Here is a 26,328-nt window from a genome sequence, read left to right as displayed (position 1 = left end):
GTTAGCTACGGCGCGGAAAACGTGGAATGTCCCCCACACCTAGTGCCCAACGTTTACGGCATGGACTACCAGGGTATCTAATCCTGTTCGCTCCCCATGCTTTCGCTCCTCAGCGTCAGTTAATGCCCAGAGACCTGCCTTCGCCATCGGTGTTCCTCCTGATATCTGCGCATTTCACCGCTACACCAGGAATTCCAGTCTCCCCTACATCACTCTAGTCTGCCCGTACCCACCGCAGATCCGGAGTTGAGCCCCGGACTTTCACGGCAGACGCGACAAACCGCCTACGAGCTCTTTACGCCCAATAATTCCGGATAACGCTTGCGCCCTACGTATTACCGCGGCTGCTGGCACGTAGTTAGCCGGCGCTTCTTCTGCAGGTACCGTCACTTTCGCTTCTTCCCTACTGAAAGAGGTTTACAACCCGAAGGCCGTCATCCCTCACGCGGCGTCGCTGCATCAGGCTTGCGCCCATTGTGCAATATTCCCCACTGCTGCCTCCCGTAGGAGTCTGGGCCGTGTCTCAGTCCCAGTGTGGCCGGTCACCCTCTCAGGCCGGCTACCCGTCGTCGCCTTGGTAAGCCATTACCTCACCAACAAGCTGATAGGCCGCGAGTCCATCCAAAACCACAAAAAGCTTTCCACCCCCCACCATGCGATGAGGAGTCATATCCGGTATTAGACCCAGTTTCCCAGGCTTATCCCAGAGTTAAGGGCAGGTTACTCACGTGTTACTCACCCGTTCGCCACTAATCCCCGGCGCAAGCACCGGATCATCGTTCGACTTGCATGTGTTAAGCACGCCGCCAGCGTTCATCCTGAGCCAGGATCAAACTCTCCGTTGAAGTAAAACAAAAACAGAAACCACCAGGAAACCACGGGAAAACGCGGCAACCAGACAGCAAAAATTTGAAACCAGCTGTAAAAACCAGACCACCCACAGGGGCGGGCAGCCCGGCAAATTCAACCAATTCATAAAACAAATCGGTATCAACAAACTTGGCACACTATTGAGTTCTCAAACAACAGACACACCCGGCACCACCCAACCCAACGGTTCAGGATCGCTCCGGAGCAACTTTTCAAACTTACCCGCTGGACTCTCACTTGTCAAACCGGCCTCCGCGACAATCTTTAGCCTAAGGCTTGGTTGTCGGTTTTTCCGTCTGACTTCGTGGAGCAGCGCGGAAATAAACTCTAGCACCACTCTGCGGAGATAGCCAACCGGCCCCTTCGACCTCTGCCGGGCAGGCGGACAGAACAGCGAAAAGGCCCGGAACCACAAGGATTCCGGGCCTTTCCGAAGACGGTCAAGCAGGAATCAGGCGGACGTTGCTGATCCCGGCTTGAAGTAAGCAGCACCGAGCGGCGGCAGGGTAACGCTCAAAGTGGCCGGCTGTCCGTCCTGCCCCTCATCCGTCGCCTTCAGCTCACCGGCGTTCAGCACACCTGAGCCGCCATAGGTGGTGGCATCAGTGTTCAGCACTTCTGTCCACGCCCCCGGCTCAGGTACTCCCAGGGTGTAGCCGGCGTGCGGCGCACCCGAGAAGTTGATGGCACAGACCAGGGGGTTGCCCTCTTTGTCCCAGCGGATGAACGAGAGCACATTGCGGTCCGCGTCTCCCCCGTTGATCCACTGGAAGCCGCCGGGCTCGTTGTCCCGGGTGTACAGCGCGGGGGTGGAAGCGTACAGCTCATTGAGGTCCTTGGTCAGAAGCTGCACCCCCTTGTGGGCGGGAATGTCCGCGAGGTACCAGTCGAGTCCGTGCTGTTCGGACCATTCCGCTTCCTGGCCGAATTCGGTGCCCATGAAGATGAGCTGCTTGCCCGGGTGGGCCCACTGGTAGGCCAGGAAGGCACGAAGGTTGGCCAGCTGCTGCCAACGGTCGCCCGGCATCTTGCGGAGCATGGAACCCTTGCCGTGGACAACCTCATCGTGGCTGATGGGGAGCAGGAAGTTTTCCGTGAAGGCGTAGACCAGGGAAAAGGTGACGGTGCCGTGATGCCACTTGCGGTTCACCGGGTCCTCGGACGCGTACTTGAGCGAGTCGTGCATCCAGCCCATGTTCCACTTGAGGCCAAAGCCCAGTCCGCCGTGGCTGGTGGGGGCTGTAACGCCGGGGAAGGCTGTGGACTCTTCGGCAATCATGACAGCCCCGGGGTGCGTCTTGTACACCGTGGCGTTGACTTCCTGCAGGAACGAGATCGCTTCAAGGTTTTCCCGGCCGCCGAACCGGTTGGGCCGCCACTGGCCCTCTTCGCGCGAGTAGTCCAGGTAGAGCATGGAGGCCACAGCGTCCACGCGCAGGCCGTCGATGTGGAACTCATCCAGCCAGTACAGGGCATTGGCCACGAGGAAGTTGCGGACCTCGGTGCGGCCGAAGTCGAAGATCAGCGTGCCCCAGTCCGGGTGCTCGCCCAAGGCGGGGTCGGCGTGCTCGTACAGAGGCTCGCCGTCGAACTGGGCCAGGGCCCATGCGTCCTTGGGGAAGTGCGCGGGCACCCAGTCCAGCAGGACCCCGATGCCTGCCTGGTGGAGTGCGTCCACCAGGTACCGGAATTCATCGGGGTGCCCGAACCTGGAGGTGGGGGCGAAGTACGACGTGACCTGGTAGCCCCATGATCCGCCGAAGGGGTGTTCCGCCACCGGCATGAATTCCACGTGGGTGAAACCAAGCCACTTGACGTAGTCCACCAGTTCCTTGGCCAGTTCCCGGTAGCCGAGCCCAAGCTTCCAGGAACCAAGGTGGACTTCGTAGACGCTCATGGCGGAGTTGTGCGGATCCCGCTTGGCCCGGGCCTCCATCCATTCGTCGTCCTTGAAGGCGTACGAGGGCTCCACCACCCTCGACGCCGTCAGCGGGGGGACCTCCGTTCCGAAGGCAAGCGGGTCAGCCTTCTCCACCCAGTGGCCGGCCTTGGTCCGGATCTGGAATTTGTAGCACGCCCCTGCTGCAACCCCGGGGACAAAAATCTCCCACACGCCGGAGGAGCCGAGTGAGCGGAGCGAGTTCTCGCGCCCGTCCCAGGCGTTGAAGTCACCAATAACGCGCACAGCCTGTGCGTTGGGGGCCCATACGGCAAAGGACACACCGTCCACGTCTCCCAGGGACGACTTGTAGTGCTGGACATGGGCGCCCAGGACTTCCCAGAGTTTCTCGTGTCGGCCTTCACCAATAAGGTGCAGGTCAACTTCACCCACCGTGGGCAGGTAGCGGTAGGGTTCGTCCACGGTGACCGGTTCAGCACCGGGGTAGGTTACGGCCAGGCGGTAGTCCGGGACGTGCCCCTGCTGCAGCGGCTCCATAACGGCCACCCACACGCCGTGGGCTTCATGCTCCATGGGGATTTCGCCGGCTGCAGTAATGACCGTAACGGCCTCCGCCAGATGCTTTACGGTACGGATAGTGACGTGGCCGTAGTCGTCCAGGTGCGCGCCCAGGATGGAATGGGGGGCGTGGTGTTCACCGTTCGCGAGCTTGCCCAGGGTGCCCGCATCCACATGCAGCGGCACCCCCGGACGGTCCGTTCGTGCTGAGCCTGTCATTTCGTTACCTTCCGATGCTGCCCCGGCCTGGTCGCCGGTGCCGTTACCGCTGAGGAGCCGCCTGGAGGCGTTCACAGGGATCGCCAGCCAGTCGGGCCTGTTACGCATTTCATAAACTACTTCGTACAGTGCCTTGTCCAGCCACAATGCCACAAACAGGGGCGAGTCCCTGTCCACGGTGCCGGGCGTGACACCCGCGTACCCGGCAAGGAAGGCCTCGGCGCAGTCGTCAACCCAGGAGGCCGGCACTTTGGCACCTTCCTGTTCACGATGGGCAGCTCCCGCCGCGTAGTCGAAGGACCGCAGCATCCCCACGACGTCCCGCAGGGGAACGTCGGGAACGTTCCGCTCCGCAATGGGACGCAGCGGTTCACCTTCGAAATCGAGGATCGCCCATCGGGGCGCGTTTCCCGCCTGGCCAGGGACCTGGAGGATCTGGCCAAGGTGGAGGTCGCCGTGGATCCGCTGGAGCGGACCGGCAGCCACGCCGTCGAGCCCGCGCAGGAGGTGGTCCAGCGCGTCGTCGTAGGGGCCGACGGCGGAGGCGGCTTCCGCCCAGGCCTGCCGGACGCGCTGGGCTACTGCAGGGGCAATCACCTTGCCGGGTTCAGCCTCCGCCGATTGCCCAAGTGCTTCTGCAAGGCGGCGATGGACCGTCGCCGTGGCGGCTCCCAGTGCGCGGGCCTCAACCGTAAAGTCGGTTCCCGACCTGGCCGCGTCAACAGCCAGCCGCCAGGCATCGCGTCCGCCGGCCAGGAACTCATGGGCCACCGCCAGCTCGCCCTGGACGTACCGGGAACCGGAGCCCGGCCCGTCGGAAGAAGGCGTGCCCTGGGCCAGCCACTCGCCGCGGACCCAGCCCAGGGTTGCCGGAACTTCCGTGGTCCCCGCAGACGTGAGGGCAGCACCCACCTCAACCTCCGGGTTTGTTCCTTCCGACAGGACGCGGAAGAACTTCACGATCGCGGCCGATTCGCCGTCGTCCACAATGACTGAGCTGTTGGACTGCTCCCCGGAAAGGACCTTCACCACACCGCGGGCCGTGGGAAGCCTGTGGTCTCCTGGAGCCCGAAACCCGGAGGCGGTACCGCTGGGGGCCTTCTCCTCGCTGCGCATCAGGTCAAGCCAGCCGCCCACAAAATCGGGATCGTGCACGGCGTCGTAAACCCATGGCCTGGATGGATCCGTCCCGGCGGCCTCGCCGACCAGCGCGCGCTCCATCCCGGCTGCCGGCGCCGGCCGGAAACTCAAGGGGACCTGGACGACGTCGGTGCGTCGGCCGCCGTCGGCTCCCCGGGTGGTCACTTTCAGGAGGAAGACTGCGAGCCCTGCGTGGCCGGAAGGATCGTCCAGACCCAGGCTGCCGGCTTGGGACAGCTCGAAGGCGGGCGTCTTTACGGGGAACCAGCGCTGCCTTGGAAGCCATTCCTGAAGCAACGCGGTGAGGGCGGGGGTAAGGATGGGCTGGTTCATGTCAGTTCTCAATCGAGAGGATCGGCATTGCCTGCGTATAGGGGGACGAAGGATTGGACGCTGCCGACCGGATCCTCAGCCAGAAGAAATCGTGGCTGCCGAGAGTCAGCGTCAGCGTCCCGTCCTCGTTGATGCCAGGAAATGGCTGGCCGCCAAATACATCACGAAGGCCGCGCCCGCCGTAATCGGGGATACGCAGCCTTGCGGCCACTGGATGCTGCGAGAGGTTGAATGCACACAGAATGGATTCGCCGTCCACTCCCGCGGCGTTCCCGCTGGGCAACTCACGGAGGTAGGCCAGGACGGCGTCATGGTCGGCCTCAACGTGTTTGAAGGAGCCCAAGCCGAAAGCGGGATGGTTCTTACGGACGCTCAGGATCTGGCGCGTCCAGCGAAGCAGGGATCCCGAGTGGGCCGCCTCCGCCTCAACGTTCGCCATGTTGTAGTTGTAAACCAGCGACTGGATGACCGGCAGGTAGAGCTTGCCTGGATCCGCATTGGAGAAGCCCGCGTTCCGGTCGGGGTTCCACTGCATGGGCGTCCGGACGGCGTCCCGGTCTTCAAGCCAGATGTTGTCCCCCATGCCGATCTCGTCCCCGTAGTACAGGAACGGGCTGCCGGGAAGCGACAGCAGCAGGGCGTTGATCAGTTCGATCTCCGCCCGGGAGTTGTCCAGCAGGGGTGCGAGCCGGCGGCGGATGCCGATATTGGCGCGCATCCTGGGATCCGGTGCATACCAGCCGAGCATGGCTGCGCGCTCATCGGCGGTCACCATTTCAAGGGTCAGTTCGTCATGGTTCCGCAGGAAGGTACCCCACTGGGCGCCGTCGGGAATGTTCGGCGTGTCCTGCATCGTCTCGATGATGGGCGCGGCCTTTTGGTCCCGGAGCGCGTAGTACAGCCGCGGCATGATCGGGAAGTGGAACGCCATGTGGCACTCTGGTTCGGCTTCCGTCCCGAAATACTCCACCACCTCATTGGGCGGCTGGTTCGCCTCGGCAATAATGACGCGTCCCGGGTAGCTTTCGTCCACCATGGCCCGCAGCTTGCGGAGGAACTCATGGGTGGCCGGCAGGTTCTCGCAGTTGGTCCCCTCTTCCTCGAAGAGGTAGGGGATGGCGTCGGCGCGGAACCCGTCGATGCCCTGGTCCAGCCAAAACCGGACCACGTCAAAAAGGGCCTCGATGACCTTGGGGTTCTCGAAGTTCAGGTCCGGCTGGTGGCTGAAGAACCGATGCCAGAAGAACTGCCGGCGGATGGGGTCGAAGGTCCAGTTCGATTCCTCGGTGTCCACGAAGATGATCCGGGCGTCCTGGTACTTCTCGTCCGTGTCGCTCCAGACGTAGAAGTCGCCGAACGGTCCGTCGGGGTCCTTCCGCGACTCCTGGAACCAGGGGTGCTGGTCGGAGGTGTGGTTCAGGGGCAGGTCGATGATGACCCGCACTCCCCTGGCATGTGCCTCGGCAACCAGCCGCTTGAAGTCCGTGATGGTGCCGAACTCGTCCAGGACCGAGTTGTAGTCGGAGATGTCGTAACCCCCGTCGCGCAGCGGTGACTGGAAGAACGGCGGCAGCCAGAGGCAGTCCACGCCCAGCCACTGCAGGTAGTCGAGCCTGTCGATGAGGCCCGAGAAATCCCCGGAACCGTCACCGTTGGCATCCGCAAAAGCTCTGACGAGGACCTCGTAGAAAACGGCTTTCCGGTACCACAGCGGATCGTGCTGCAGGCCCGGCGCATTCAGTTCGAAGGTGCTCTTCGGCGTGAAATGCTGTCCCGAACTTTGCGGATTAAAACTCACTGATGCATTCTCCTCACGCTGAGGATGTGCGCGGGCTCAACATGCGGGTCCAGGCGTACGTAGTTGTACTCGCCCCATTCCCAGCTTTCACCGGAGATGAGGTCGTCCACGTGGAAGCCGCCGTTCGGGGTGAGGTCCTGCGGGTTCAGCTCCAGGGCCGCAAGGTCCAGCGAGACACTGCATTCCTTGGTCACGTGGGGATCCAGATTGACCACCACGATGATGGTGTCCTTGGATCCGTCGGCGAGGGTCTTGTGCTTGGAGTACACCACTGTTGAATCGTCAGTGCTGTGATGCACCGTCAGGTTCTGCAGGTCCTGCAGCGCCGGATGCGTGTGCCGCAACTCGTTCAGCCGGGTGATGTACGGAGCAAGGGTCCGCCCTGACTGGGCGGCCGCGTCCCAGTCCCGTGCCTTGTACTCGAACTTCTCGTTGTCGATGTACTCCTCGGCGCCCGGCCGGGCGACGTGCTCGTACAGCTCGTACCCCGCGTAGACACCCCACAGCGGGCTTGCCGTGGATGCCAGGGCCGCCCTGATCTTGAACGCAGCGGGCCCCCCGAACTGGAGGTATTCGGTGAGGATGTCCGGTGTGTTCACAAAGAAGTTGGGCCGGAAGAAGGCCGACGACTCGTGGCTGACCTCATTGAAGTACTGCTCGATTTCCTTCTTCGTGTTGCGCCACGTGAAGTAGGTGTAGGACTGCTGGAAGCCGGCACGGCCCAGCGCGTGCATCATGGCGGGACGGGTGAAGGCCTCAGCGAGGAACACAACCCCCGGAACCTGCTTATCCACTTGGGCAATAAGCCACTCCCAGAACCACACGGGTTTAGTGTGCGGGTTATCCACCCGGAAAATCTTTACGCCGTGGCTGACCCAGAGCAGGACAATACGGAGAATTTCGTTGGAGAGCCCCTCCGGGTCATTATCGAAATTGAGCGGATAAATGTCCTGGTACTTCTTGGGCGGGTTTTCCGCGTAGGCAATACTGCCGTCCACCCGGGTGGTGAACCATTCGGGATGCGACTCAACCCATGGATGGTCCGGAGCGGCCTGCAGTGCCAGGTCCAAAGCGACTTCCAGGCCGAGTTCGTTGGCCCGGGCCACAAAGGCGTCAAAGTCCTCAAAGGTCCCAAGGTCGGGGTGGATGGCGTCGTGGCCGCCCTCCTTCGCGCCAATGGCCCAGGGCGAGCCTGGATCGTTCGGGCCTGCGATGAGTGTGTTGTTGGGCCCTTTGCGGTGCTGGACGCCGATGGGATGGATGGGCGGCATGTAGATGACGTCAAAGCCCATGGCGGCGACGGCGTCGAGCCGTTGGGCGGCGGTGCGGAAGTTTCCCGACGTCCAGGTGCCCGTGGTGTGGTCCTTGACTGCGCCTTCGGAGCGGGGGAAGAACTCGTACCAGGCTCCGCGGCCGGCCAGGTCCCGCTCAACCAGCAACGGGTACTGCTCGGAAACGGTGACCAGCTCGCGGATCGGCTGGTGCGCCACAACGCCGGTGACCGCGTGGCTGAATCCGGCCCCGAGGCGCTCCTCCGTGCTGAGGGAAGGGTCAGCCAGCTTGTCCGCGGCCTCGCGGAGGACACCCCTGTCCCACTCGCTCCGGGTTTCGTCCCCGGCAGCTTCATGGAGCAACGCGGCACCCTCCGCGAGCATCAGCTCGACGTCGATGCCGGCTTCCACCTTCACTTCCGCGTTGTGGTGCCACGTGCCGTAGCGGTCGTGCCAGGCTTCGATGACAAAGGACCAGTTGCCCGTGTCCGACGGCGTGAGGACGCCTTCCCACCGGTCCGTCCCCATGCCGCGTTCCCCGCGGGGCGGCGCCAGCCGGACGCGCTGCCGTTCCTGGCCCGCCGGGTCCAGGAGCACTGCACTGACTCCAAGCTGGTCGTGCCCCTCCCGGAACGCGGTGGCGCCCACCACGATTCCCTCGCCAGGCAGGGCCTTGGCAGGGAACTTTCCACCCTCGACCACGGGCTGCACAGCCGTGATGGGGAAGCGTCCAAACCGCAGGCCGTCCGTGATGCGGCCCTGCGGCTTTTTCTTCGATGCGGCAATGGTTCCTGAGTTAGTCGTCACAGGCTCGACGTTAGCGAGAAATGAGCCGGATTGCTAAGCCTGCGCACTATTTTCGTTGCCGCCCGTGTCATTTCCTCCACGCGAAGAGTCATTTATCCAAAAGAAACGCGGGGTTGGTTCCGGCTGCGCATGTTGTCGGTTAGTGTGACGCAGGTGAAGGCAATCCGCAGATTTACGGTCCGTACAGTCCTCCCCGAACCAATCCGGCCGCTGGCCCGGCTGGCGAGTAATTTGCGCTGGTCCTGGCACCGCCCCACCCGGGAACTCTTCGCCGGGCTGAACCCGCGGCTTTGGGTGGAAAGCGGTGAGGACCCCGTCGGTTTCCTGGGCTTGGTGAGCCGCGAAGAGTTCCAGCAGCTTGCCGCAGACCAGTCGGTCGTGGACCGGGTCCGCGCCGCAGAGAAGGACCTTGACCGGTACCTCGAGGAGCCCCGCTGGTACCAGAGCCTGGGCCCGGACGCGCCGGCGTCGATTGCCTACTTCTCCCCCGAATTCGGTATCACCGAAGTCCTCCCCCAGTACTCCGGCGGCCTGGGCATCCTGGCTGGCGACCACCTCAAGGCCGCCTCGGACCTGGGTGTGCCCCTGATCGGTGTTGGCCTGCTGTACCAGGCCGGATACTTCAAGCAGTCACTGTCCCGGGACGCCTGGCAGCAGGAAACCTACCCGGTCCTGGATCCGGACGGCCTGCCGCTCACACTCCTCCGCGAGCCTTCCGGCGATGGCAATGGCCAGCCGCTGCAAATCTCCCTGCCGCTCCCCAACAACCGGCGACTGCTGGCACATATCTGGCGCGCCGACGTCGGACGCGTCCCCCTGCTCCTCCTGGACTCGAACGTTCCGGGCAACGACGAAGCGGCCCGCAGCATCACGGACCGTCTGTACGGCGGCGGCGGTGACCACCGGCTCCAGCAGGAACTGTTGCTGGGCATGGGCGGGGTCAAGGCGCTCCGCGCCTTCCAGAAGCTCACCGGAACCCGCGCTCCGGAAGTGTTCCACACCAATGAAGGTCACGCCGGTTTCCTGGGCATCGAGCGCATCCAGGAACTGATGGCCGGGGACGAGGCACTGACCTTCGATGAGGCCTTGGCTGCGGGCCGCGCCTTCACCGTTTTCACCACCCACACCCCGGTGCCCGCCGGCATCGACAGGTTTGAAATCTCCCAGATCCACCATTTCTTCCAGGCGGGGCTTGCACCGGCTGTACCGGTGGACCGGATCCTGGAGCTTGGCCGCGAAAATTATGCGAACGGCACCCCTTCCGTCTTCAACATGGCCGTGATGGGCCTACGGCTGGCACAGCGGGCAAACGGTGTGGCCAAGCTGCACGGCGAAGTGTCCCGCGGGATGTTTTCCGCGCTGTGGCCCGGGTTCGACCACTCGGAAGTGCCCATCACCTCCGTCACCAACGGCGTGCACGTGCCCACCTGGGTGGACAGCCGTATTTCAAAGCTTGCCCGGGACCAGTTCGGCAGCGAAGCTGAAGCGCTGGGCCGCTGGGACCTCGCCTACAACGTCAGTGATGCCGACGTTTGGGCGCTGCGCCGTGAAATGCGGGTGGCGCTGGTGGAGGACGTCCGCCGCCGGCTCCGTGCCGCCTGGAAGAAACGCGGTGCGGCCGACGCGGAGCTGGGCTGGACGGACAACGTGCTGGACCCGGACATACTCACCATCGGGTTTGCCCGCCGCGTTCCCACCTACAAGCGGCTTACCCTGATGCTGCGCGAGCCGGAACGGCTCAAGGCACTCCTGCTGCACAAGGAACATCCCATCCAGCTGGTCATTGCCGGCAAGTCGCACCCCGCTGATGACGCGGGGAAGAAGATGATCCAGGACCTGGTCACCTTCACCGATGACCCGGAAGTCCGGCACCGCATCGCCTTCCTGCCCAACTACGACATCGGGATGGCACGGACGCTCTTCCCTGGCTGCGACGTCTGGCTCAACAACCCGCTCCGGCCGCTTGAGGCCTGCGGAACGTCCGGCATGAAGGCGGCGCTCAACGGTTCGCTGAACCTGTCGGTCCTCGACGGCTGGTGGGATGAAATGTACGACGGCGAGAACGGCTGGGCGATTCCCACGGCCAACAACGACGCATCGCCGGAGGAACGCGACGATATCGAAGCCGCCGCCCTTTACGAGCTGCTCGAGACGCAGGTTGCCCCGAGGTTCTACGGCATCACGGTGTCCGAAGGCGCAGGCGCGGCCGGTCCGTCGACGTCGGGTACCGAGAAGGTGCCCACCCACTGGGTATCGATGATCAAGCACACCCTCTCGCACCTTGGTCCGGCGGTTTCGGCCGACCGCATGCTGCGTGACTACGTGAACATCCTCTACCGCCCGGCAGCGGAGGCCGGCCGGAATGCCGGCGCCAACTCCTACTCCCAGGCACGCACGCTGGCAGCATGGACCGCGAAGGTCCGCGCCGCCTGGCCGCAGGTGCACGTGGAGCACGTTGACTCCGTTGGCGTTTCCGAGGACCCGCAGATCGGTGACATCCTCCAGGTCAATGCCTACGTGTCGCTGAACAGCCTCACCCCGGACGACGTCAGCGTGGAGGTGGCCTACGGCAGGGCGGAGGAAAGCGACACCCTGGCCGACATAACAGTGATGGAACTGAAGGTCCAGGAAGACCTGGGCAGCGGCCGGCACCTGTTCAGCGGCTCGCTGCTGATCGACCGTTCCGGGTCCTTTGGATACACCGTACGTGTACTGCCGCGGCATGACGCACTGGCGTCGAAAGCTGAGCTGGGCCTGATCGTCAACGCGTAAGAGCAGGGCACAACACCGCTGCAGGAGGACCCCATGAACGACCGCACCGTGGCAGACCTGATCGTGGAACGGCTCACAACGTGGGGCGTCAACCGTGTGTTCGGGTACAGCGGGGACGGGATCAACGGGTTTATGGGAGCCCTCCGCCGGGCGGAGGGCCGGGTTGAATTCGTGCAGGCACGGCACGAGGAGACCGCGGCCTTTATGGCCGTGGGGCACGCGAAGTACACCGGCGGCGTGGGAGTGGTGACGTCCACGCAGGGGCCGGGCGCGGTCCATCTCCTCAACGGCCTGTACGACGCCAAGCTCGACGGCGTGCCGGTGGTGGCGATCGTGGGCCAGCAAAGCCGCACGGTGCTGGGCTCTGCCTACATGCAGGAGATCGAACTGACCGTCCTGTTCAAGGACGTTGCAGCCCAGTTCGTGCAGCAGGTCAACGCACCCGAGCAGCTTCCCATGGTCCTGGACCGCGCCTTCCGCACGGCGAAGGCCACCTCCTCGCCGTGCGTGGTGATCCTGCCGCACGACATCCAGTCCGCGCCCGCACCCCAGCTGGAACAGGAACACGGTGTTGTGGTCACCGCGCCGTCCTGGAGCACGTCCGCGAAGTCCCCGCGTGGGGAAGACCTGGACGCCGCGGCCGCGCTCCTCAACAACGCGCAGAGGGTGGCGCTTCTGGTAGGCCAGGGCGCCCGGCATGCCGCCGCGGAGGTGGTGGCCGTTGCTGAACAACTGGGTGCCGGCATTGCCACCAGCCTCCTGGGGAAGCCCTACATGGACGAAACCCTGCCTTTCGCAGTGGGCACCATGGGGCATTTGGGCACCACCGCCAGCGCCCACCTGCTGGGCAACTGCGATGCGCTGCTCATCGTTGGCTCGAACGATCCCTGGACAGAGTTTTATCCACCGCCCGGTGCGGCACGGGCGGTGCAGATTGACATCGACGAGCGGAAGATCGGCAACCGCTACCCCGTGGAGGTTGGGCTGGCCGGCGATGCGGCAACGGCCCTCAAGGCCCTTGGTTCCCGGCTCGAGCAGCGGCCGCGCGGGCAGTGGCGGGCCGACGTCGAACAGGAAGTCACGCGCTGGCGGGCACTGGCCGAAGAGCGCGCCGCAGTACCTGCCAGCCCCGTCAACCCGGAAAGGGTGGTGCGGGAGCTCAATGGCAGGCTTCCGGCCAACGCCCAGGTGAGTATCGACGTCGGCAGTTGCGTTTACTGGTACGCCCGCCAGCTCATACTTCCGCCGGACGTCCCGGCCCACCTCTCAGGCACGCTGGCAAGCATGGGCTGCTCCATCCCCTACGGCATTGCCGCCAAGCTTGCCCGTCCCGACCGGCCGCTGGTGGCACTGTCCGGGGACGGCGCCATGCAGATGGCGGGGATTGCCGAACTGGTGACGGTAGCCCACCGCTGGCGGCAATGGCAGGACCCCCGGTTTGTCGTCTGTGTGTTCAACAACCGGGAGCTCACCGAAGTTACGTGGGAACAGCGCGAGTCAGAGGGCGAGCCGCGGTTCCGGGACAGCCAGGAACTCCCGGACTTCCCGTTCGCGGGTTACGCCGAGTTGCTGGGCCTTACGGGCATCCGCGTGGACGATCCCGAGCTTCTGGGCGATGCCTGGGAGCGGGCGTTCGCGGCCGACCGGCCTGTGGTGATCGAAGTACTGACCGACCCCGAGGTTCCCCTCCTGCCGCCCTTCCCGGGAGGCCGTGAGAAGGCAGACAGCATGCGCAAGGCCCTTGCGGAGGAGGAAGGCGGCGGCCGGGCCCTGGACCTCCTGGAGACCTACGCCGGGCAGGAAGAACGCCCTAAAGCATGACGGCGGTAACGGCGAGGTCCTTGCCGGCGTAGCGCTCGGCGTCCTGGAGGATTTCGCAGATGACCCCGAAGGACCGGTCACTGCGGAAAGGCGCCGCCACCTGCCACAGCACCGTGACGGGCGGGTTGCCGTTGTCCGTGATGCTGTCCGCGAAGTCATGAAGGGAATCGTTCAGGGCGTCCAGGTTCACGCCGTAGTGCTCCGGAAAGTTGAGGACCTCGCCAAAGGTTTCCAGGACTGCCTTCTTGCTGTCGGCCGCGGGAACCACCAGGCTGCGGCGTCCGGCGTCAGCCACCTGCTCCTGCAGTTCTTCCAGGGTCCAGGTCTCGCCGGAGTAGATCTTCATGGTTGCCTAGCTGCCTTCTGCTATGAATCGAAACGTCTCGTAGTGATCATCTGTGTAGTACTTCTCGCCGCCGTCGCCTGCCACGATGCGCCGCGCTCCCCGGTCTGATTCCCCCGGTGTTGGCACCGTGTATTCACGGTAGTAACCCCTGTCCCGCCGTGGCAGGATCCGCTCGAAGTTCCCGAAGGTCTGGTCGTCCTGCCGGTAACTATAAGGTCCCCCGGCGCGGATGAGGGCGAGCGTCCGGCGGCCTTCGGGCGGCAACGCAGACTCCCGCACCTCCGGCAGGCCAGACGGGTTGACCTGCGCCTGGGGCTGGGGGGCGGCATCTGTCCCGGACCCTGCAAAGGGGGAACCCTGGGCAGCGGGACCTGTGGCGGCACCCGGACCCGGTGTGGCACTGACCCCGCCCTCCGGCGTCGTCCTGTCCGTCAATTGGCCCAGGATCCCCGTGCCGCCGAACAAGAGCAGCCCGAGCACCACGAGGACAGTCAGCAGCAGGGGAAGCACATTGCGGTTGCGCATTACGTTGTGTCCCGGTGCATCAGCTGCGGTAGATATTGATGGAGTTTGCCTCCAGGAGGTCCTTCTCCCCCGGGGCCACCCTGGTGCCCTGCCGCAGCTCGTGCAGCGGGGAGGTGGTCAGCCGCAGCTCGAACATCGTTTGCGGGGTGCCCTTGGCGGTAATGCGGGGCAACGTGATCTGCACGTCGGAATTGCTGCCGTTCACCACCACCAGGCCGGCCAGTGTGCCGTCGTCGGACCCCAGCAGGAGCTGCATGACGCGATGCCGGGGATCGTTCCAGCGTTCCATGGACATGGGCTGCCCGGCGTGGTCGAACCAGTACAGGTAGGACTGCTCATCCCGGACCGGGAAGTCATGGGGCTGTGCGGCCAGGAACTCCTTGCGCAGGCGGATGTACCGCTTGGTGCTGCGGAGCATTTCGTGGGACTCCGGCGTCCTGGTCCAGTCCAGCCACGCGATGGCGTTGTCCTGGCAGTACGCGTTGTTGTTGCCCTGCTGGGTCCGCGCCAGTTCGTCTCCGGCCGTGATCATGGGCACGCCGATGGAGATCAACAGCGTGGCCATGAGGTTACGGCGGGACTGGGCGCGCCTGGCCAGGATGACGCCGTCCTCGGTGGGGCCTTCGAAGCCGTGGTTGTAGCTGCGGTTGTCGCCGTGGCCGTCCCGGTTCTGCTCACCGTTGGCCTCGTTGTGTTTCCGGTCGTAGGAGACGACGTCGTTCAGGGTGAAGCCGTCATGGGCGGTGACGTAATTGACCGAGGCCAGCCGGGAGCGGCCGGAAGCCGCAAAGAGGGCTGCGGAACCGGACATGACGTCCGCGAGCTTGGCCACCGATCCGCCCTGCCCGCCGGATTCGAGCGCAGCACGGTCCGCCAGCCAGAACGAGCGCACGGCATCCCGGAAGTGGTCGTTCCAGTCCGCCCAGCCGGCCGGAAACCGTCCGGTCTGCCAGCCGCCGTAGCCCACATCCCAGGGTTCGGCGATCAATTTCACGTCGGACAGGACGGGATCCGCCGCAATGGCAACGAGGAACGGGTGCCGGGGATCGAATTCATTGGCCGCGTTCCGGCAGAGCGTCACGGCAAGGTCGAACCGGAAGCCGTCAATGTGGAACTCGTCCACCCAGTGGCGCAGTGAGTCCACCACCAGCTGGACCACCCGTGGTTCGGCAAAGTTCAGGCTGTTGCCGCAGCCCGTGGTGTCCTCATACTTGCCGTTCCCGTCAGTCCGGTAGTACGTGTCCTCCCCCAGCCCGCGGAAGCTCAGGGTCTGCCCGTCGGGACCGCCTTCAGCGGTGTGGTTGTAGACGACGTCCAGGATGACTTCAAGGCCGGCGGCATGAAGCGTCTTGACCATTCCCTTGAACTCGTCCTGGACGGCCTGGGGGCCCGCCTGCTGGGCCGCCTTCGTGGCGTAGCCGGGGTGGGGGGCGAAAAAAGCTGCCGTGTTGTATCCCCAGTAGTTGGTCAGTCCCAGGTCCTGCAGGTGCGGTTCATCCAGGTGGAAGTGGACGGGCAGCAGCTGAACAGCCGTGATTCCGAGGCTCTTGAGGTGTTCAACAATGGCCGGGTGCGCCAGGCCGGCGTACGTGCCGCGGAGTTCCGCGGGCACGTCCGGGTGGAGCATGCTCTGGCCACGGACGTGGGCCTCGTAAATGATGGTGTCGCGCCATTCCAGGCGGAGCCTCCCGTCCGATGCCCAGTCAAAGTCGCTGGCCATCCGGACGCTGGTCAGGAAGCCGTCGCGCTGGTCCACTGCGCGCCCGTAGGGGTCCAGCAGCAGCGGCTGCCCGCCGTCGTCGTCAACGTCCTGTGTGGGCACCGCAAGCGGCAGGGACTGTTCGGCGGATGCTGCACGGAACCCGTAGCGCGAGCCGTAAGGCAGGTTGTCCACAATCCCGTGGTGGACGCCGTGGCTTACGTTGGGCAGCGCCTGTACCCGCCAGTCTCCGCCAGGGGCTATGTAGACGATTTCCAGGTTCCGCACGCCGGGGGCGTAGCAGGCCACGTTGGCCCTGGCACCCGGCCGGGTGCCGTTTGCGGCTGGACCGGACACGGCCAAATCCGCGCGCGGGACAGTCACACCGAGTGGAAGAGCCGTTGAGGCGTCCGTGGTGGAAGCGGTGTCGAAGAGCGGCATGACCATCACCTAAAATATTAGCCGCCAAGGGCACATCGCCTGCCTATGCGTCATAAAGGCGCATAGGCAGGCCGGGACAACGGGTCTTGATACGCCGCGGTTACTTTGCGGCGCGCTGGCGGGATACCTCGTACAGCGAGATGCCCACTGCCATGGAGGCGTTCAGGGATTCCATTGCCGAGTCGATGGGAATCGAAACGATCTGGTCGCAGTTCTCCCGGACCAGGCGGCTCAGGCCCTTGCCTTCCGAGCCCACCACGATGCAGACGGGCTCCCTGGCGAGGGTGAGGTCGGGAAGCGAAACATCGCCGTCGCCATCGAGGCCCAGGACAAAGATGCCCATGTTCTTGAACTGCTTCAGTGCACTGTTGAGGTTGGACGCACGCGCCACCGGTACCCGGACTGCTGCCCCGGCGCTGGTTTTCCAGGCGGAGGCGGTAACGCCCACAGAGCGGCGTTCGGGCACGATCACGCCGTGGCCGCTGAAGGCGGACACGGACCGGATGATGGCGCCGAGGTTCCGGGGGTCGGTGATGCCATCGAGGGCAACGAAGAGGGGCGCGTTGGGGACGTGGCCCTTTTTCCACTTCTCCACCGTCTCCTCGGCGAGTTCGTAGGCGTCCTGGTACTCGTAGGGCGGGATCTGCAGGACCAGGCCCTGGTGGATGGCGTCATCCGTCATCCGGTCCAGTTCGGGCTTGCCGGTCTCCAGCAGCGGGATGCCCCGTTCGGCGGCGAGCTTCAGGGATTCCTTGACCCGGTCATCCATTTCGATGCGGATAGCGATGTGCAGGGCTTTGGCGGGGATGCCGGCCCGGAGCGCTTCAACCACGGAGTTCCGGCCGGTGACCACTTCCTCGGTGGCCCGTCCCTTGGGCCCGGATTTGGCGGCGCCGGCGCTTCGCGCGCCCGTACCGCGCTTGGCGGCAGAGCGCTCTGCGAGCTGCTTGGACTTGTGCGCCTTGTGGTAGGGACGGTCCTCCGCCTTGGGCGTGGGTCCCTTGCCTTCGAGGGCCTTGCGGCCATGACCACCGGTTCCGATGGTTGGGCCCTTCTTCGCTTTAACCGATCGGCGACCATTGTTGGCCATTGTGTTCCACCCTTGATTGTGTTGACTGAGTCTGCCTACCAGTCTACTGAACCAAGTAAAATCGCCTGACCCCGGCGGGATAGCCTAAGGGTGATTACCCCCTCAGTCCCGCTTCAGGCTCCAGGTGGCGCCGTCCGGACCGTCCTCGACGACGACGCCGGCGGCGGCCAGGGTGTCCCGGATGGCATCGGAGGCGGCCCAGTTTTTTTCGGCCCGCGCCGCGGCCCGGGCATCCAGCTGCGCCTGGACCAGGACGTCGAGGGCGGTCGCTTCCTTGCTGCCGCCCGCATCGGTGCCTGCGACGGCATTGAGGCCAAGCACCTCGGTCATCACCATGACTGCGCTCAGCGCGTGACGGCCGGCGTCGTCATCCCCCTCGGCGAGGGCTGTGTTCCCGGCCCGCACCGTCTCGTGGAGCGCCGCCAGCGCACGCGGGACGTTGAGGTCGTCATCCATGGCTTCAGAAAAAGCGCGGACAGCATCGCCCGATGAGCCGAAGCTGCCGGTCTCAAAGCCGAAGTCCCCGCCGAACCGGGCTGAGGCCTTGGCGAGGAAACCGTCAATGCGTTCGACGGCGGCGGCGGCCTCCTGCAGCGACGTGGGCCGGTAGTCCAGGATGGAGCGGTAATGCGCCTGGCCGAGGTAGTAGCGGACCACCCGGGGCGGAGCCAGTTCCAGCATCTCGGCCGGGCTGATGGTGTTCCCGATGGACTTGGACATCTTCTCGCCCTGGTACGTCACCATGCCGTTGTGCATCCAGAAGCTGGCGAACGGGTGGCCGGCGGCCTGGGACTGTGCCAGCTCGTTTTCATGGTGCGGGAACCTCAGGTCCAGGCCTCCACCGTGGATATCAAATTCGGTTCCCAGGTACTTGGTGACCATGGCGGAGCATTCCAGGTGCCAGCCCGGGCGGCCGGCGCCCCAGGGGGAAGCCCAGCTCGCAGTTGCCGGTTCACCGTCCTTGGAGCCCTTCCACAGCGCGAAGTCGCGGGGGTCCTTCTTCCCGCGCGGGTCGGCGTCGGGGGCTGCCTGCATGTCATCGATGTTTTGCCGCGTCAGGGAACCGTATTTACTCCAGGAACGGACGTCAAAGTACACGTCGCCGGACTCGTCGAGTGCGGCGTAGGCGTGCCCGCGGTCGATCAGTTGCTGGATCAGGGCATGCATTTCCGGAATGTGCCCGGTGGCGCGGGGTTCGTAAGTGGGCCGGGAGACGCCGAGGGCGTCGTACGCCTTCAGGAATTCCTGTTCGTAGCGGTATGCGAGGGCCCACCACTCCTCCTGGGCCACTTCGCCGGGCTCCGGCGCGAACTCCGGCGCGAAGGATGCTTCCGACTTGGCAAGGATTTTGTCATCGATGTCGGTGACGTTCCTGACCACGGTCACCCGGAAGCCCCGGTAGGTCAGCCAGCGGGTGAGCTGGTCGAAAGCGATGGCTGAGCGGATGTGGCCAACATGGGGCATGCCCTGCACCGTAGCCCCGCAGTAATAGAGGCTGGCCTTGCCCTCAACGAGGGGGACGAAGTTCCGGACTTCGGCGGAGGCAGTGTCATAGAAGCGCAGGGTCACCGCTCCAGATTAGCCGATGGCGGCAGAGGGCTTCGGATATACCAAGGCAGTGGCCACCGCGGAGATACCCTCTCCACGCCCCGCGAACCCCAAGCCGTCGCTGGTGGTTGCCGTAACGCTGATGGGCGCCCCGGCCGCTGCGCTGAGAACCTGCTGCGATTCTTCACGGCGGGGACCGAATTTGGGCCGGTTGGCGACAAACTGCACTGCAACGTTGCCGATTTCGAAGCCGGCCGCCCGAACGATCCTCGCTGCTTCCGCGAGGAGGGTAACCCCGGATGCGCCGGCGAACTCAGGACGGCTGGTCCCGAAGTGGGTGCCAAGGTCGCCAATTCCGGCGGCCGAGAAAAGGGCGTCCGCCGCTGCGTGGGCAACCGGGTCACCGTCCGAGTGCCCGGCGAGGCCGCGCTCCCCTTCCCACAGGAGCCCGCCGAGCCACAGCGGGCGGGGCGCGTCCTCCGCGGCGTACGCATGCACATCGATGCCGATGCCGGTGCGGGGCAGGACCACATTCATGCCAGCCACGGTCAGCCCTCCACCCAGCGGGCCCCCAAGGGCCCTTCCAAAAGTCCCTCGGCGAGGATCAGATCCAACGGAGTGGTGATCTTCAATGACTGGCTGGAGCCCCGGACGGCGTGGACCGGGGTGCCGAGCATCTCTACAAGCATCGCGTCATCAGTTACGGCAGCGGCCTGCTGCTGGTTCAGGGTCCCTGCCGCTTCATGGGCCTTCAGGAGGGTGCTGAGCTGGAAGCCTTGCGGCGTCTGGACGGCACGCAGGTCTTCGCGCGGCGCGGTTCCGGTCACAACCTCCGGCGCCAGCGCGCTGTCCTCGCCCGTAGTCGCAGCCACGGTCTTGACCGTGTCCACCACGGCGACGGTGGGGATAACGGCCGCGGCTCCGGCGGCCAGCGCGTTCACTACCCGGTGGAAGACCGATTCAGGGGTCAGGGCCCGGGCGGCATCGTGCACCAGCACGGCCTCGATCCCGTCCATGAGGGCAGCCATGCCTGCCCGGACGGAATCGGCGCGGGTGGCGCCGCCGTCGACAATGGAAAGGAGGGGGCCGCCGTCGGCCAGTTCCTCCTGGAAGTCCTCGCACAGTTGGCGCAGGCCGGTGTCGCCGGCCGGCAGTGCGATACACACCTGGCTGCTGACCCCGGATGCGACGATGCCCCGGAGGGCGTGCATCAGGATGGGTTCGCCGCCGAGCGGCACTGCTGCTTTGGGCATGCCGTAGCCCAGCCGTTGCCCTGAGCCGGCAGCCACCAGGATCACGGCGGTGACGGGGCGCGTGGGAGTTTCACTCATGCGGACTAGCCTACGTCCCCGCAGCTGGCCCCGCCGGGACCTGAATCCGGGCAAAAAGAAGCCCCGGCGGCACTTGGGTGCCACCGGGGTTCAATTCTTAGGAAGCCAAAACCTCGTCGAGAACGCTTGCAGCCTTCTCCTCGTCGGTCTTTTCAGCCAGGGCCAGTTCTGAAATCAGAATCTGCCGGGCTTTGGCCAGCATACGCTTTTCGCCTGCGGAAAGGCCCCGATCGTGATCGCGGCGCCACAGGTCACGGACGACCTCTGCCACCTTGATGACGTCACCGGAAGCAAGCTTCTCCAGATTTGCCTTGTACCTGCGTGACCAGTTGGTGGGTTCTTCGGTGAACTCGGCACGAAGCACATCGAACACGTGCTCCAAACCTTCCTTGCCCACTACGTCCCGAACGCCAACAAGATCTACATTTTCTGCTGGAACTTCAATGGTCAGATCACCCTGAGCCACCTTGAGCTTGAGATACATCTTCTCTTCGCCCTTGATGGTGCGCATCTTGATTTCTTCAATCTTCGCAGCACCGTGGTGAGGGTAAACTACTGTCTCGCCGACCTCAAATACCATGTGGACATTTCCCCTTTCCCGCAGACCAGTTTATCACGATTCAGGCATATGACCGGCCGGCAAAAGGGCCCCGAACCGCGAAAATACGCGGAAAAACGGCACAATCGACCCCCTTTGACCCCTTGACGAACGCGGATATTAGTGCATCGCGCGGGCCCTGCCAAGGGAGGATATGACGGCGGCGAATCCTCGTTTGACGGCGTTTGCGGATAGGCTATGGCTGAATAATCTTTCAAAACCCTCGAGGAGTACGTGACGTGCGTTTCACTGCGATGAACCGGGCCCAGCGCGCCAAAGTGGCACTGGCGGCTGCCGCCCTCGGCGTCGGACTGCTGACGTCAGGCTGCGGGTACACCAATTCCCAGCAGACGAGCGAGCAGTACCAGGCGTCAGACGGCATCATCACCGACCTCGGCCCGCTGCAGTTGCGCAACATCCTCATCGTCTCGAACGGGGAAGACCAGCCCGGCCGCGTCATCGGCGCGGTCTACAACTCGTCCTCCCAGGACGTGACGCTTAAGCTGAACGGCGCCGAAGGCTCACAGACCGAAGTGCCCGTCAAGGCCAACGACTACACCCTGCTGAACGAGACCACGGATGAAGCCATCCTGAGCACCACCGGTGGAATCCCCGGATCCCTGGTTGACGTCAAGATCAGCGAAAACGGCACCAACGTGAGCAACACCGTGAAGGTTCCGGTGCTGGACGCCACGCTGCCCGAGTACAAGGAATACCTGCCTGCGGGCAGCACCCCGTCGCCGTCGGCAACCCCCTCACCGACGGCTTCCGAACTCGGTGGAGGCAGCGGCCACTAAGCCGCAGGCCCGAAGAAGCTTCGGCATAACAAAAGGGAGGGGCCAAGCGGCTCCTCCCTTTTGTTATGCCGTTTTGGCTCAGTTCCGCCTACGGCTCGAACTTGTAGCCGAGGCCCCGCACGGTCACCAGGAACCGCGGTGCCGAAGGATCAGGTTCGATCTTCCCGCGCAGCCGCTTGACATGGACATCGAGTGTTTTGGTGTCGCCCACGTAGTCCGATCCCCAGACCCGGTCAATGAGCTGGCCCCGCGTCAGCACCCGGCCCGAGTTGCGCAGGAGCATCTCCAGGAGTTCGAACTCCTTCAAGGGGAGCAGTACCTGTTCGCCTTGCACGCTGACCACGTGGCGTTCGATGTCCATGCGGACGGGCCCGGCCTGGACGGTGGAGGAGATCAGCTCCTCCGGTTCACCCTGGCGGCGCAGGACAGCCCTGACCCTGGCCACCAGTTCGCGGGACGAGTAGGGCTTGGTGACATAGTCGTCGGCGCCGAGTTCCAAGCCCACCACTTTGTCGATTTCGGAGTCCTTGGCCGTCAACATGATCACCGGTACGCTGGAGCGCTGGCGCAGCTGCCGGCATACCTCGGTGCCGGAGAGCCCGGGAAGCTGGAGGTCCAGCAGCACCAGATCCGCCCCGTTCCGGTCGAATTCGGTGATGGCGTCCAGGCCGTTGTCCACAACCTCCACCTCGAACCCTTCCTTGCCCAGCAAATAGGACAAGGGATCGCTGAACGATTCCTCGTCCTCCACAATCAAAATCCTGCTCAAGCGTTAGCTCCTCGTTCTTTTGCGCCTGCGGCGCGGGGTACTTGGGTGGCAGTTGGCTTTCGGTGCGCCTGGCCGGCCAATCCGGGGGCGGCGACGGGCGGAACCTCGTCCTCGCCGTCCTGTCCTTCCATTTCCGGGAGGCGGAGCGTGAAGGTGGACCCTTGGCCCGGCTGGGACCAGAGGGTCACTTCCCCGCCATGGTTGGAGGCGACATGTTTGACGATGCTCAGTCCGAGGCCGGTGCCGCCGGTATGGCGGGACCTGGCCGAGTCCACACGGTAGAAACGCTCGAAGACGCGCTCCTGGTCCTCCGGGTTGAGCCCCTCGCCCTGGTCCGTCACCGAGATTGAGACCAGGCCATCCCGCGAGCGGACGCCGATGCCCACCCTGGTGTTGCCCGGCGAGTAGCGGATGGCGTTGTCGATCAGATTGCGCAGTGCGGTGACCAGGAGGTCCTGGTCACCAAAGACCTTGCCCTCCGTCCGGCCCCCCACAACTATCCGGATGTTCTTGCTCTCGGCCGGAAGTTGGGACCGGTCCACCGCCTCGGCAATGACGGCGTTGACGTCCACCGGGCTGCCTTCCTGGGCGACACTTGCACCCTGCAGCCGGGAGAGCTCGATGATGTCCTGCACCAGTGCGGCCAGGCGGCCTGATTCCTTATGCATGCGCTTGGCGAAGCGGCGCACTGCCTCTTCGTCGTCGGCTGAGGACTCCAGGGCCTCGGCGAGCAGTGAAATCGCGCCGACGGGGGTTTTGAGTTCGTGGGAGACGTTGGCGACGAAGTCGTTGCGGATCTCTTCGGTGCGTGTGATCTCGGTGCGGTCGTCCGCGAGCAGGAGGATGTATTCCTCCCCAAGCATGGCAGCCCGCACCTGGACAATGATCGTTCCCTGCCCCAGCGGGCCGCGCGGCAGCTCCAGCTGCTTTTCCAGGATGACGCCGTCCCGCCGGACACCTGCTGTCATGTCCAGCAGTTCCTTGTGGACGACGGTGTGCCCGCGCACCAGCCCGTAGGCGTAGGCGGCGGGGCTGGCCCGGACCACGCCGTCGACAGCGTCCACCACCACAAAGGCCCGTCCGACGACGGCCAGCACCTCGGCGGCGCCGGCCGGCAGCGCAATGTCATCGGCGTCGACGTCCAGCAGGTGCCGCTGCTTTTCGCTGACCCTGTAGGCCAGCACGCCGAAGGTGCCGAGCGCCAGGCCGATGAGGCCGGCGACCAGACCGATGAGCATAGGATCCACAGCTCCACCTTATGCGCTGGGAGGTGGCCGTCGGCGCGTCCGGGACTGCTGCACCGACGGTTCAACTAACGTTCATCTTCAAGGACTTAACCGTTTACCGGATACTGGCAGAGTAACGAGTTGGACTGCCGAACGGCGACACGAATTCCTGCTGCCCTGGAGCGGGCGGAATGGAGTTCCAAGGAAAGGACGCCTAAGTGCGTAAGGTTTTTCAGGAAGAGCTTACCCAGGTCGGTGACCAGCTGGTGGAGATCTCCCGGTTGGTCAGCGAAGCCATGGCCAAGGCCACAACATCCTTCGAGGTGGCGGACGTGGACCTCGCCCAGGACGTCATTGCTGCGGATGCGCGCATCGACTTCCTGCAGAACAGCTTGGACGAACGGGCCATCGACATCCTGGCGCTGCAGGGCCCCGTTGCCAGCGACCTTCGGATGATCGTGGGATCCCTGCGGATGAGCGCCTCACTGGAGCGGATGGGAGACCTTGCCAGGCACATCGCCCAGCTGGCCCGCCTCCGTTTTCCCGCCAATGTTATTCCGGAGTCCATGACCGCAACGTTCAAGAGCATGGCGCAGCTGGACCAGGAGATCGCCGACAAGCTCACCACGCTGCTGGAAACCCGCGATCTTGAGGTCGCCCGGGACATACTGAAAGCGAACACCGCCATCAACGATCTGCATCTCAGCGTTTTCAAGGCCATTGCCGCCCCGGAATGGGCCGAGTCGCCGGCAACCACCGTGGATGTGGCCCTGGCGAGCCGCTACTTCGAACGCTTTGCGGACCACGGCGTCTCTGTCGCGCAGAAGGTCACCTACCTCGTGACCGGTGCCTGGCAGCCGAACGGCAACGAGCACAGCTAACCTCCTGGGAGTTTTTGTCCAGATACGCCGACTTCCGGGGCCCGGAGGCCTGCGTATCTGGACAAAAACTCTGGGGGAACAAACGACGGCGGGCCGGGTCACCAAGGGCGGATTCCATGGGTCGTTGCAACACTGCTGGTGGCTAAGTAGTCAAGAGTAGATCGCGCAGGCGCTCGGCTGGTGTTTTCCAGCCGAGCGTTTTGCGTGGGCGGCCGTTGAGTTCCTGGGCGACGTGTTCGAGATCTTCCGGTCCGTAGACGGACAGGTCCGTGCCTTTGGGGAAGTACTGGCGTAATAGGCCGTTGGTGTTCTCATTGGAGCCGCGTTGCCAGGGGCTTGCGGGGTCGCAGAAGTAGACGGGCATGTCGGTGGCCATGGTGAAGGATCGGTGTCCGGCCATTTCGGCGCGTTGGTCCCAGGTCAGTGAGCCGCGCAGGTGTGCTGGAAGGGTACTGATGGTCCGGACGAGGCCGTCGCGGACGGTTTCAGCGGTGTGGTCTGCGGGCAGATGCACGAGCATCACGTACCGGGTGGTGCGTTCAACCAGGGTTGCGATGGCGGACTGGTTTAGTGTCCCGGTGATCAGGTCGCCTTCCCAGTGGCCGGGSACGGCACGGTCCTCGACCTCAGGCGGTCGTTCGGAGATCATGACCATGGGGTCCGTAAAGCGGGAGATGCGCTGTTCGCCGGTGTTATGGGGTTTGCGGCGGGTCCGGCCGGTGCGCAGGGCCGCCTGAATTTCGCGTTTGAGTCCGCCTCGGGCCTGGACGTAGAGGGCTTGATAGATCGTCTCTGGGCACACACGCATCTCCGGCAGTTCGGGGAAATCTTCGACCAGCGTGTGGCTGATCTGCTCTGGAGACCAGCGTATGAGCAGTTTCTCTTTCACGTAGTTGCTCAGGTCCGATTCACCAGCGAGTTTCGCGGTYTTGGGCCGGGCGCGGCGTGAGGCAGCTTGACGGTGYGCCGCATACGGCTGGTAACCAACGCCCGGGTGGCCGTTACGGGCGATTTCCCGGCTAACGGTCGACGGCGATCGCTGCAACACCGCCGCGATTGAACGCAGCGAGGCCCCAGCGGCGTTCAGGTCCCGGATGGTTTCGCGTTCCTGCAGAGACAGAAACCTCGTGTCAATGGGCCGTTCAAGCACCGAGATCGATACAGGCCGGGTCGGCTGCCTTTTGTCGGGGACGGCAGRAAGTGTCGAAGAATCCACATCATGGTTGTAGTGCATTCTCTGTCCAGCTGGATAAATGCGTCGACCACCGGATTTCCTCACCCCAAGCTCCCACTCCCGTGCACTGCTGCGGGGAACGCCCAGGGCCTTGACCGCATCGCGCCGGCTCAGTCCTTGTTCCCGTAAGCGTAGGTACTCCACCCGCCTGCGATGACTCACCGGTCGGCTGGAAATGCCCGCCTCGCGTGCCCAGCGGAACGCRGTGTTTACATTCAGGCTGATCTCAGCTGCGGCAACAGTCACRCTCCCTTCCCGCTCGAGAACGGACAAGAACTCCCGTTTCTGTTCGGGCGTGTACTTGGCTCTGGCTGCCGGCCGGGYTGATGCGGTGTTCCCGGAAGTGAGGCCAGC

The 26,328-nt window shown here is 64.4% G+C and carries 18 protein-coding genes and 1 rRNA gene; 4 read left to right on the top strand and 15 right to left on the bottom strand.

Translation table 11 applies throughout. The annotated features are described in order from the left end of the window. The 4 genes from G6R19_RS15755 to G6R19_RS15740 form a co-directional block, all read right to left on the bottom strand. Positions 1-845: ribosomal RNA gene (locus G6R19_RS15755) — 16S ribosomal RNA — on the bottom strand; the annotation flags it as partial. A gap of 476 nt (positions 846-1,321) precedes the next feature. Continuing rightward, entirely contained in the window at positions 1,322-5,020 is a 3,699-nt protein-coding gene (locus G6R19_RS15750) for a 1,4-alpha-glucan branching enzyme (RefSeq protein ID WP_163166613.1), read from the bottom strand. Position 5,021: 1 nt separating this feature from the next. Then, the gene (gene treS, locus G6R19_RS15745; RefSeq protein ID WP_163166611.1) at positions 5,022-6,818 is read right to left on the bottom strand and encodes a maltose alpha-D-glucosyltransferase; all 1,797 of its coding nucleotides are present in this window, start codon (positions 6,816-6,818) and stop codon (positions 5,022-5,024) included. Further along, entirely contained in the window at positions 6,815-8,896 is a 2,082-nt protein-coding gene (locus tag G6R19_RS15740; RefSeq protein ID WP_275898071.1) for an alpha-1,4-glucan--maltose-1-phosphate maltosyltransferase, read from the bottom strand. Before G6R19_RS15740 ends, treS begins: the two co-directional genes overlap by 4 nt. A 153-nt stretch (positions 8,897-9,049) precedes the next feature. Between G6R19_RS15740 and glgP the strand changes: the two genes are divergently transcribed. Both glgP and G6R19_RS15730 read left to right on the top strand, forming a co-directional pair. Beyond that, complete coding sequence (gene glgP / locus G6R19_RS15735; RefSeq protein ID WP_205484473.1) at positions 9,050-11,668, top strand: alpha-glucan family phosphorylase; 2,619 nt, start codon at positions 9,050-9,052, stop codon at positions 11,666-11,668. A gap of 33 nt (positions 11,669-11,701) precedes the next feature. Beyond that, the gene (locus tag G6R19_RS15730; RefSeq protein ID WP_163166607.1) at positions 11,702-13,489 is read left to right on the top strand and encodes a thiamine pyrophosphate-requiring protein; all 1,788 of its coding nucleotides are present in this window, start codon (positions 11,702-11,704) and stop codon (positions 13,487-13,489) included. Here the strand turns inward: G6R19_RS15730 and G6R19_RS15725 are convergent. From G6R19_RS15725 to G6R19_RS15690, 8 genes are all read right to left on the bottom strand, one after another. Then, positions 13,479-13,835 (bottom strand): barstar family protein, encoded by a 357-nt coding sequence (locus tag G6R19_RS15725; RefSeq protein WP_163166605.1) that lies wholly within the window; start codon positions 13,833-13,835, stop codon positions 13,479-13,481. The genes G6R19_RS15730 and G6R19_RS15725 overlap by 11 nt on opposite strands. A 6-nt stretch (positions 13,836-13,841) precedes the next feature. Further along, the gene (locus tag G6R19_RS15720) at positions 13,842-14,360 is read right to left on the bottom strand and encodes a ribonuclease domain-containing protein (protein WP_163166603.1); all 519 of its coding nucleotides are present in this window, start codon (positions 14,358-14,360) and stop codon (positions 13,842-13,844) included. Between the two features lie 19 nt (positions 14,361-14,379). Continuing rightward, positions 14,380-16,506: a glycogen debranching protein GlgX gene (glgX, locus tag G6R19_RS15715; RefSeq protein ID WP_163166601.1), complete on the bottom strand. Its 2,127-nt coding sequence runs from the start codon at positions 16,504-16,506 to the stop codon at positions 14,380-14,382. A 94-nt stretch (positions 16,507-16,600) separates the two neighbouring features. Beyond that, entirely contained in the window at positions 16,601-17,590 is a 990-nt protein-coding gene (rlmB, locus tag G6R19_RS15710) for a 23S rRNA (guanosine(2251)-2'-O)-methyltransferase RlmB (RefSeq protein ID WP_163166599.1), read from the bottom strand. 102 nt (positions 17,591-17,692) lie between these two features. Next, entirely contained in the window at positions 17,693-19,159 is a 1,467-nt protein-coding gene (gene cysS, locus G6R19_RS15705; protein ID WP_163166597.1) for a cysteine--tRNA ligase, read from the bottom strand. 9 nt (positions 19,160-19,168) lie between these two features. Further along, positions 19,169-19,675 (bottom strand): 2-C-methyl-D-erythritol 2,4-cyclodiphosphate synthase, encoded by a 507-nt coding sequence (gene ispF / locus G6R19_RS15700; protein ID WP_163166658.1) that lies wholly within the window; start codon positions 19,673-19,675, stop codon positions 19,169-19,171. Positions 19,676-19,686: 11 nt separating this feature from the next. Beyond that, on the bottom strand, positions 19,687-20,469 hold the full coding sequence (gene ispD, locus G6R19_RS15695) for a 2-C-methyl-D-erythritol 4-phosphate cytidylyltransferase (protein ID WP_163166595.1): 783 nt from the start codon (positions 20,467-20,469) through the stop codon (positions 19,687-19,689). Between the two features lie 97 nt (positions 20,470-20,566). After that, the gene (locus G6R19_RS15690; protein WP_011690592.1) at positions 20,567-21,049 is read right to left on the bottom strand and encodes a CarD family transcriptional regulator; all 483 of its coding nucleotides are present in this window, start codon (positions 21,047-21,049) and stop codon (positions 20,567-20,569) included. 272 nt (positions 21,050-21,321) lie between these two features. Between G6R19_RS15690 and G6R19_RS15685 the strand changes: the two genes are divergently transcribed. Beyond that, positions 21,322-21,864, top strand: a complete 543-nt coding sequence (locus G6R19_RS15685) for a hypothetical protein (protein ID WP_163166656.1) — start codon at positions 21,322-21,324, stop codon at positions 21,862-21,864. An 88-nt stretch (positions 21,865-21,952) separates the two neighbouring features. Here the strand turns inward: G6R19_RS15685 and G6R19_RS15680 are convergent, their stop codons facing one another. Together G6R19_RS15680 and G6R19_RS15675 are read right to left on the bottom strand one after the other, a co-directional pair. Then, on the bottom strand, positions 21,953-22,633 hold the full coding sequence (locus tag G6R19_RS15680) for a response regulator transcription factor (RefSeq protein ID WP_163166594.1): 681 nt from the start codon (positions 22,631-22,633) through the stop codon (positions 21,953-21,955). Then, entirely contained in the window at positions 22,630-23,871 is a 1,242-nt protein-coding gene (locus tag G6R19_RS15675) for an ATP-binding protein (protein ID WP_163166654.1), read from the bottom strand. Before G6R19_RS15675 ends, G6R19_RS15680 begins: the two co-directional genes overlap by 4 nt. A gap of 206 nt (positions 23,872-24,077) precedes the next feature. Here G6R19_RS15675 and phoU point away from each other — a divergent pair, with 206 nt between their 5' ends. Further along, entirely contained in the window at positions 24,078-24,740 is a 663-nt protein-coding gene (gene phoU / locus G6R19_RS15670; protein WP_163166592.1) for a phosphate signaling complex protein PhoU, read from the top strand. 142 nt (positions 24,741-24,882) lie between these two features. Here phoU and G6R19_RS15665 read toward each other — a convergent pair whose 3' ends face one another. Beyond that, complete coding sequence (locus G6R19_RS15665; protein WP_205484479.1) at positions 24,883-26,088, bottom strand: IS30 family transposase; 1,206 nt, start codon at positions 26,086-26,088, stop codon at positions 24,883-24,885. Between the last annotated feature and the right edge of the window lie 240 nt (positions 26,089-26,328).

Origin of the sequence: Arthrobacter sp. Alg241-R88 (genome assembly GCF_900537115.1) — a bacterium.
Taxonomy (GTDB): Bacteria; Actinomycetota; Actinomycetes; order Actinomycetales; family Micrococcaceae; genus Arthrobacter.
This window is presented reverse-complemented; position numbering and strand designations above follow the sequence as displayed.